The 8,268-nt window shown below is 60.0% G+C and carries 8 protein-coding genes; 2 read left to right on the forward strand and 6 right to left on the reverse strand.

What is annotated here, in order from left to right; translation table 11 throughout:
• Positions 1-4: 4 nt before the first annotated feature.
• Positions 5-943, forward strand: a complete 939-nt coding sequence (locus DWB63_RS16355) for a phosphotransferase (protein WP_128329936.1) — start codon at positions 5-7, stop codon at positions 941-943.
• Positions 940-2,388, forward strand: coding sequence for a protein adenylyltransferase SelO (locus tag DWB63_RS16360; protein WP_164879930.1), 1,449 nt, complete (start codon positions 940-942; stop codon positions 2,386-2,388). The genes DWB63_RS16355 and DWB63_RS16360 overlap by 4 nt, the downstream gene beginning before the upstream one ends.
• A gap of 156 nt (positions 2,389-2,544) precedes the next feature.
• Here the strand turns inward: DWB63_RS16360 and DWB63_RS16365 are convergent, their stop codons facing one another.
• The 6 genes from DWB63_RS16365 to DWB63_RS16390 all read right to left on the reverse strand — a co-directional run bounded on the left by DWB63_RS16365 (position 2,545) and on the right by DWB63_RS16390 (position 8,191).
• Entirely contained in the window at positions 2,545-3,870 is a 1,326-nt protein-coding gene (locus DWB63_RS16365; protein WP_128329938.1) for a hypothetical protein, read from the reverse strand.
• 74 nt (positions 3,871-3,944) lie between these two features.
• Positions 3,945-4,349: a cytochrome c3 family protein gene (locus DWB63_RS16370; RefSeq protein WP_128329939.1), complete on the reverse strand. Its 405-nt coding sequence runs from the start codon at positions 4,347-4,349 to the stop codon at positions 3,945-3,947.
• A gap of 169 nt (positions 4,350-4,518) precedes the next feature.
• Positions 4,519-5,265, reverse strand: a complete 747-nt coding sequence (cobJ, locus tag DWB63_RS16375) for a precorrin-3B C(17)-methyltransferase (protein ID WP_128329940.1) — start codon at positions 5,263-5,265, stop codon at positions 4,519-4,521.
• A complete protein-coding gene (locus tag DWB63_RS16380; protein ID WP_128329941.1) occupies positions 5,258-6,286 on the reverse strand; it encodes a cobalamin biosynthesis protein in 1,029 nt (342 codons plus the stop codon). Before DWB63_RS16380 ends, cobJ begins: the two co-directional genes overlap by 8 nt.
• A gap of 158 nt (positions 6,287-6,444) precedes the next feature.
• Positions 6,445-7,704: a glutamate-1-semialdehyde 2,1-aminomutase gene (gene hemL, locus DWB63_RS16385; protein WP_128329942.1), complete on the reverse strand. Its 1,260-nt coding sequence runs from the start codon at positions 7,702-7,704 to the stop codon at positions 6,445-6,447.
• 10 nt (positions 7,705-7,714) lie between these two features.
• Positions 7,715-8,191 (reverse strand): Lrp/AsnC family transcriptional regulator, encoded by a 477-nt coding sequence (locus tag DWB63_RS16390; RefSeq protein ID WP_128329943.1) that lies wholly within the window; start codon positions 8,189-8,191, stop codon positions 7,715-7,717.
• Positions 8,192-8,268 lie beyond the last annotated feature (77 nt).

Raw genomic sequence — 8,268 nt, forward strand, 5'->3', positions numbered from 1 at the left:
CTTCATGACCGAAATCCTTTCCCTTTGGGGGCTGCCTCACGGCAGCCCCCGTACCGACATTTCCCTGTCCGGCAGTCCTCAGCGGTGCCTGACGCGATCGGCCGTGGAAGACGGCACCGGACGCGTATGGGTTCTCGAAACCCTGAGGCCGGGCCAGTTCGACCGGAGGGAACGCATCGGACGCACCCTGGCCCGCCTGAGTTCGGAGGGCCTGCCTGTCCCGGCCTACCTGCCCGGTCCCGACGGACAATTCTGCATGGAACGGGACGGCTCCCACTATCAAATATCCCCCTTTGTTCCGGGCGATCCCCTGCCCCAGCCGGAATACATCGAGGACGCCGACAGGGGCAAAAGCCTCGGGCGGTTCCTGGCCGACCTGCACCGCATCGGGTCGACCATCTCCGAATTCGACATGGGGCCACGGTTTGACCTGGAGAATTACATCAACGAACTCATGGGTGCCATGGGACCGCGCAGCCCGGAAATGCACGACGCGCTGCTCCCGGTCCTCCCGGCCCTGGTTCCGCTTTTCGAGGCATGGGACGACCTGCCCCCGGTTCTGAGCCAGGGCGACTTCCACCCGCTCAACGTTATCTGGAAACGGCTCTCGGTGGCTGCGGTCATTGACTGGGAATTCGCCGGGGTGCGCCCGGCCCTGTTCGATGCGGCCAACTGCCTCGGTTGCGTGGGTATCGAAGAGCCGCGCGCCTTGGTCCGGGGGCTGGCCCCTGCCATGCTCAGGACGCTGAAGGAACGCGACTGCCTGGACTCCGTCAGCTTCTCCCTGCTGCCGGAACTGTTGCTGGGACTGCGCTTCGCCTGGATGTCCGAATGGCTCCGGCGCAAGGACCTGGAAATGATCGACCTGGAAGTGCGCTACATGCGCCTCCTGGCCAATTCTATGGACACGCTCCTGCCCGCCTGGCAAAAAATCACGGGATGACCATGCGCTTCATCAACAGCTATGCCCGGTTGCCGGAATCTTTCTATGAGCGGATACAGCCTGCCCGCGTGACCGCACCGCGTCTCATCCGCCTGAACCGGGAACTGGCCGACAGTCTGGAACTTGACCTGCCTGAAAGCGATGAAGCTCTGGCCGCAATCTTCACCGGCAACACCGTGCTTGAAGGTTCCGAGCCCATTGCCCAGGCCTATGCCGGACACCAGTTCGGCCAGTTCGTGCCCCAACTCGGCGACGGGCGGGCCGTTTTATTGGGGGAAGTGCAAAACAGCCAGGGAGACCGTTTCGATATCCAGCTCAAGGGATCGGGCCGGACCCGGTATTCCCGTGGCGGAGACGGGCGTTCCCCGCTGGGGCCGGTCATCCGGGAATACGTGGTCAGCGAGGCCATGCACGCCCTGAACGTTCCGACCACCCGCGCCCTGGCCATGGCCGCCACCGGTGAAACGGTCTTTCGCGAAACCCCGCTTCCCGGAGCAGTCATGACCCGGGTGGCCTCAGGGTTCGTGCGCGTGGGCACCTTTGAATTCTTCGCCGCCCGCCAGGATATGACATCGGTCAAAACGCTTGCCGACTACGTCCTTGAGCGCCACTACCCAGAGGTCCGCCGATCCGACAATCCCTACGTTGCCCTGTTCGAATCGGTCTGCCGCGCCCAGGCGCAACTGGTGGCCCGATGGATGTGCGTGGGCTTCATCCACGGGGTCATTAATACGGACAACACATCCATTTCGGGCGAAACCATCGACTTTGGTCCGTGCGCCTTCATGGACCACTATGACCCGACAGCGGTCTTCAGTTCCATCGACCACATGGGCCGGTACGCCTTCAACCAGCAACCGACCATTGCCGCCTGGAACCTGGCCTGCCTGGGCGGTTGCCTGGTTTCCCTGTTCGACACCGACCCGGACAAGGCGCAGGATGTCGGCAAGCGCGTGCTCGACGGCTTTGTCCCGGAATTCACCCGCCGCTACACGGAAGGATTGTGCGCCAAGATCGGGCTGCCGGGAGGAGGGGAGACTGACTTTGAATTGGCCCGCGAACTGCTCCGACTCATGCACCGTGACCGGGTGGACTTCACCAACGCCTTCCGGCTGCTTTGTGAAGCAGTGGGCAACACAGACCGGTTCACGGCCCTCTTTTCCTCGCAAGAAGATATCCGCAACTGGATCGGAAACTGGCACGTCCGGCTGGACAATACCGAAGAGACCCGCCAGGCCATGCGCCGGGTGAACCCGGCATTCATCCCGCGCAACCACCGCCTGGAACAGGCCATTCGGGCAGCCGAGGACGACAACGACTTCACCCTCACCCACCGGCTGCTCGAGGTGCTGGCCCGCCCATACGAAGACCAGCCCGAAAACACCGAATACGCCGCGCCGCCCCAACCGGAAGAGCGCGTCACCCAAACTTTCTGCGGCACCTGATCCGCCACGCAAAAAAAGCCGACCCAAGGGTCGGCTTTTCATCATATCACTCAAATACTCTTTTTTTCGAAGTCGCTGCCCAACGTACTCCCGCCCTGCGATGAGGCCTGAGAATGCGGCGACAGCGCCAATGGCCGCTCTCGAAAGCCGTATCAGTTAGTCGTCAATCTCGGCAGCCAAAGCCGCTATTTCCTCGCGGATAATCCTGGCGGCCTCTGCCGGAACCATCTGAGCGATCTCGTCACGCAAGCGCCTTTCCAATTCTTCGACCCGAGCCTCGAGATGTTCCACCTTGTCGTGAAGTTCGGCCATGGTGGCATCGTCGGCTTCCGACCGTGCCTCCACCAGGAGCTGATCCACGTCCACGTCATCGGACACATCGATCCCGGCATCCAAAGGCATGGATTCGGCTAACAGGGCGTCATCCAGATCCCCACCCATATCGAGGTCGAGATCCATGTCCTCGGCTTCGAGATCAGCTTCGGCATCCACCACATCGGACACGTCCACTTCCACATTGTCGAGCAGACTGTCGACGTCTTCGATTTCGTCTTCTTCCAATGCATCCAACCCGGTCAGTTCTGCGTCAACCTCTTCGACCGGAGCAGTTGACTTCTGAGCATTTTCAAACACGTTGCCCGCCACGACCTGAGGTTCGGAAGCAGGTTCGGGCTCAATTTCTGGCTCGATCTCAATTTCTGGCTCAAGTTCAATTTCGGGCGCGGGTTCGGGCGCGAGTTCAATTTCGGGTTCGGGAATCCTTTCAGACTCAATTTCAGGGACAGCCGCGGGTTCGGGCTCATCCATGATGGACTCAATTTCCTCGACGGCAACGGCCTCTTCCACCGGCACGTCCGGTGCGGCCTCCTCGGCCAAGGCGACATCCATCAAGTCTTCGGGTTCCATAGAAATTTCTTCTTCAAGATCAAGGGACTCTTCCGTTCCCTCTTCTTCAAGCATTGCTTCGAGGTCCATGATGTCGTCATCCTCGCCAGCCGTCTCTTCCACGAGATCGTCCAACTCGATAGCATCGTCGTCTTCGACTTCAGGTTCGGCCTTGACGTCATTTACCTCAGCGATGTCTTCCACCAGAGCTTCCAGATCGTCGGCGTCTTCACCTACGGTCTTGAGAGGCGCCTCATCAGGACTTGTGGCCGCGTCTTGTTCGGCTATGACATCGTCAAGCAGGATCGGATCATCAGCCTGATCGTCTTCGGCCAGTTCGTCCAGCACGATCAGGTCGTCATCATCGGCGTCCTGGCCGCTCTCCTCAACAACGTCGTCAAGGGCGACAGGGCCTTCATTCTCGTCAGCGGGCAGTCCCTCTTCTTCAAGATCATCGGAAAAAAGGTCTTCCAATTCCTGCTCGAAATCCGCATCCACGGAATCGGGATCAAGACCATCGCTCTCGGCAACGGGCTCATTCAAAAGATCATTCACGTCGACGTTTTCATCGGTGGGAGGCGGGGGTGCCGGGGTCATGGTTACCTCCGGGGAGCAGGTTTAAAAAAAGGGGAGCTGTCTTGAGCAGCCCCCCTTGAATCCAGCCTAGAGGCTTACTTGTGGCATTCCTTGCAGGCAACGGGAACTGCCTTGCCGGCCTTCTTATTCGTTTTGTGGCAGGCGAGACAGGAAGCGTCGGACGCCTTGCTGTGGAAAGCGGCGTAGAAGCCCTTGGGGTCTTTCTTGGCAGCCTTGCTGGCATCTGCATGACAGCCTTCAACGGCACAGCCCTTCACATCGTCCTTGCTGGTGGACTTGTGATGGCAGACCAGACAGTCCAGGCCACCGTCAACATGTTTCTTGTGCGGGAAGCTCACGGCCGATTTGGTCGCTTCAGCACCTGCGGGAACCTCCATGGTGATGACGTCTGCGGGTGCGGTGCCGGCGATAACGGCAGGCAGCGCGAAGACACACACCAAGGCGGCAACCATCAGGCTGATGATCAGAGATTTCTTCATTTACCTAATTCCTCCTGTTGCATAAAAATAATAAACAGTCACACTCTCTACTATGCGGGATAAATAAGTATCCCCCCCCTGTCAAGCGAGGGTTGCCATCGTAGACCCTTGCTTTTACCTGAAAAACCCCACTGAAGGCAAGGGGGTTTTCTCACTTTGTCTTTAGACCTCAAATATCATATTTATGGTGGTATCCACGGGGGGTAAGCATCCGCCCGCCCACCATCCTGGTGGCGGAATTGCCGACAATGAGCACCGTCTGCATGTCCACCTTGTTCACGTCCACGTTGCGAAGCTCCACGGTCTCCACGGTCTGGCCGGGCCGGTACGCCCTGCCGACAATGCCGACCGGCGTTTTCTTGACTCGAAATTCACCTATGATGTCAAGGGCTTTTCGCAGATGATCACTGCGTTTTCTGGACCGGGGATTATAGATGGCAATGACAAAATCCGCACTGGCCGCTGCCCGAAGCCGCTGCTCGATCCGCTCCCACGGGGTGAGCAGGTCGCTCAGGCTTATGGAGGCGAAATCGTGCATGAGCGGCGCGCCCAGCAAAGCGGCGGCACCATTGAATGCAGCCACACCCGGCACCACCTCGAACTCCACTTGCTCGAGCAGGCCTTCCGCTTCCAAAATTTCCAGGAGCAGTCCGGCCATGGCATAGATGCCTGCGTCCCCGGAGCAGACCATGACGGTTTTTTTACCGGACCGGGCGGTCTCCACGGCCAGCCTGGCCCGCTCCACCTCGCCCGTCATGCCGGTGGAGACGACTTCCTTGCCCTTGAGCAGCGCAGCGGGAACCAATTCGAGATAGGCCTTGTATCCGGCCACCACATCGGCCTCTTCCAGGGCCTTGCGCGCAGCCGGGGTGAGCAGGCTCTCATCACCCGGCCCGAGACTGACGGCTTTAAGCACGGTTGCTCCTTGTGACAGCCAGGGTCACGGTAGCGGTTTTTTCCTTGGCGACTATCAATTCACCGCCATGGGCGGCCAGCATAGCCGAAGCCTCGGCCACACTGGGGACCCCCATATGCCTTTGCACACGATCGGAAGGAGTAGGCGCATCAATGGATGCAAGCTGGGCCGTGGAATAGAAAACCGGCTCCACCCCGAATTTTTCGGCAGCGGCCAGCAGTCCGGCCTCATGGCGTTTGGCCTCCACCGAACCCAGCGAAGCTATGGACTTCAGGGCAAGGTTCTTCCTCTCGAACACCTCATGGACATGGTCGAGGATTTCTTCCTCGGTGACGTTCAGGCGGCAACCGATGCCCATGTGAAGTACCCGGGGAAACAGGGCCAGGCTCCCTTCGGGGCTGTCGTTGTGCCATGACACCCATATTCCGGGCAGGGAACGATCCCATTCCTCGGCACCGGCCACACCCGTAAAGCTCGCATCCCAAGCCAGCCCCAGCCAGTCCTCGGGATCATAGAGTTGCACGGGCAACCCTTCGAGCAGGGCCATGTTCACGACCTTGACCCGCTCGATATTGCCGATGACCAGCTCCTTTGATTCAGCCAGGGTATCCACGGACAGCACACCCGCCGTATCCGTGGCCGTGGTGATGACCGGTTCGCCACCCACGGCGCGGGCGCACTGGACGGCAAGCTCGTTGGCCCCGCCCAGATGACCGGAGAGCAGGCTGATGGAGTACTTCCCGTGCTGATCCAGACAGACCACGGCCGGATCGGTCTCCTTGCTCTGAAGGTGGGGGGCGATACAGCGGACAACGATCCCGGCTGCGGCCACGAAAACATGGCCTTCAAAGGCATTGAAGGTGGCGGAAATGAGATGCGGAAGGGAGTCGAAGGGGACTGCGTCTTCCGACTCCAGTCGTCGGGAGACATACAATGTCCCGGACAATTTGGAGGCCAGGCGTCTGGCCACGGACACGCCCTGACTGGTCAGGGCATATACGGCTATTTTCTTTACTGACATTCCTTTGATTTATCAGCAACCGGCATGATCTGAAAGTGAAAACTGTGCAGACGGTCACAGAGATTGTCACATTCCCGATGATTTCGGGAAGACAAAACAGGGGCCGGGATGCGCCGACCGCACCCCGGCCAGTTAAAACCGTCAACAATTCATTCTTTTCAGAAGGTTACTTTCCGAGCCGCCTCAAGGGTCTTCGCAAAATCCTCGTCAGTATGGGCAAAGGAGGTGAAGGCGCACTCGAAACCCGCCGGGGCAAGATAGACGCCCTGAGCAAGCATCTGCTGCCAGTAGGCGGCATAGGCGGCCGAATCGCACTGGCCCGATTCGATCATGTTGGTCACGGGTTTGTCGGAAAAATACATGGTGAAGGCGGAGCCGACCTGAGCGAGGGATATGGGCTTGCCCTTGGCCCTGACAATGGAGGCCAATTCCTCGGCAAAGACCCTGGTCCGCGCCTCCAGGGCATCGTAGTCGCAGTCCTGGAGCCGCCTGAGCGTAGCCAGTCCCGCGGCCATGGCCACCGGGTTGCCGGACAGGGTGCCGGCCTGGTACACGCCGCCCACCGGGGCCATGTGTTCCATGATCTCGCGCTTGCCGCCGAAGCAGCCCACCGGAAACCCGCCGCCGATGATCTTGCCGAGCGTGGTCAGGTCCGGGGTGATGCCGTACCGTTCCTGGGCTCCGCCCGGGGCGACCCGGAAACCGGTGATGACCTCGTCGAAAATGAGCACCGCGCCGTATTGGGTGCACAGGTCGCGCAACCCCTGGAGAAAACCCTCCTTGGGCAGGACCAGCCCCATGTTGCCCGCTGCCGGCTCCACGATGACGCAGGCTATCTCGTCGCCGGACTGCTCAAAGAGCTTTCGCACGGCATCAAGGTCGTTGTAATGGGCCAGCAGAGTATGGCTGATGACTTCCTCGGGCACGCCGGGGGTGCCGGGCACAATGGCCGCCGCAGACCCCGCCGCAGCCAGGAAGGCGTCGGCATGGCCGTGATAGTTGCCGATGAACTTCACGAATTTGTTGCGCCCTGTATAGCCGCGCGCCAGGCGCAGTGCGGACATGGTGGCCTCGGTCCCGGAGGAGACCATGCGCATCATCTCCATGGACGGCATGAGACGGTTGATCTCTTCGGCCAGGGCGACCTCGCCGAAACAGGGTGCGCCGTAGCTGGACCCCTGGTCAATCGCCGTATGTGCGGCCTCGGTCACGGCCGGGTCCTGATGACCCAGGATCATGGGGCCCCAGGAAAAAACGTAGTCGATATACTTGCGGCCTTCCACGTCCCACATGTACGCGCCCTGGGCCTTCTCGATGAAGACCGGCTCGGCATTGACATATCTGCAGGCCCGAAGAGGCGAATTGACGCCGCCGGGCATAAGGGTCTGGGCCTTGGCGAAGAGCGATTTAGAATCCATGTTCAGCTTCCTATTTGAAATAGACCATCGAGGTCTTCTTGAGTTCCTTCAATGACCGGAGCACGCAGTTGTCGTCGATGCCGATCACTTTTTCCAGTTCGGCAACCACTTCATCCGTATGACCGGGCCGTTCACCGTGGATCATGGTATAAAAGTTATAGGTCCACTCCGGATAGGTACGCCGGATATAGCAATGGGATATCTCCGGCCTGGCCGCGAATATCCCGCCCACCTCTTCGGCGCGCTCCTCGGGCACACGCCAGGCCACCATGGCGTTGTGGCTGTAACCCGCCTTCTGATGCCGCAGGGTGGCCCCGAAACGGCGGATGATCTTTCGTTCCTTGAGATCGGCCAGCAGGTCGATGACCTGTTGTTCAGTCGCACCGACCGCCTCGGCAATGGATTTGAACGGCTGCTCGGTGTCCGGCAGGTCGGTACCGGCCAGGGCGAGTATCCTTTCCTCGATTTGGGTGAATTGCATAGCCATGTGAGGGTGTATACCCCCGGCTGAATCAGGATGCAACCTCATGTCCGGGGAAAGTCCCGCCCCAAAGTCCCCTCACT

Origin of the sequence: Pseudodesulfovibrio sp. S3, from assembly GCF_004025585.1 — a bacterium.
Taxonomy (GTDB): domain Bacteria; phylum Desulfobacterota; class Desulfovibrionia; order Desulfovibrionales; family Desulfovibrionaceae; genus Pseudodesulfovibrio.

Excerpts from the sequence above, each read along its gene's own strand:
- DWB63_RS16355 (WP_128329936.1), top strand. The coding sequence starts at position 5 with ATGACCGAAATCCTTTCCCTTTGGGGGCTGCCTCACGGCAGCCCCCGT.
- DWB63_RS16360 (WP_164879930.1), top strand. The coding sequence starts at position 940 with ATGACCATGCGCTTCATCAACAGCTATGCCCGGTTGCCGGAATCTTTC.
- DWB63_RS16365 (WP_128329938.1), bottom strand. The coding sequence starts at position 3,870 with ATGACCCCGGCACCCCCGCCTCCCACCGATGAAAACGTCGACGTGAAT.
- DWB63_RS16370 (WP_128329939.1), bottom strand. The coding sequence starts at position 4,349 with ATGAAGAAATCTCTGATCATCAGCCTGATGGTTGCCGCCTTGGTGTGT.
- DWB63_RS16380 (WP_128329941.1), bottom strand. The coding sequence starts at position 6,286 with ATGTCAGTAAAGAAAATAGCCGTATATGCCCTGACCAGTCAGGGCGTG.
- hemL (WP_128329942.1), bottom strand. The coding sequence starts at position 7,704 with ATGGATTCTAAATCGCTCTTCGCCAAGGCCCAGACCCTTATGCCCGGC.
- DWB63_RS16390 (WP_128329943.1), bottom strand. The coding sequence starts at position 8,191 with ATGGCTATGCAATTCACCCAAATCGAGGAAAGGATACTCGCCCTGGCC.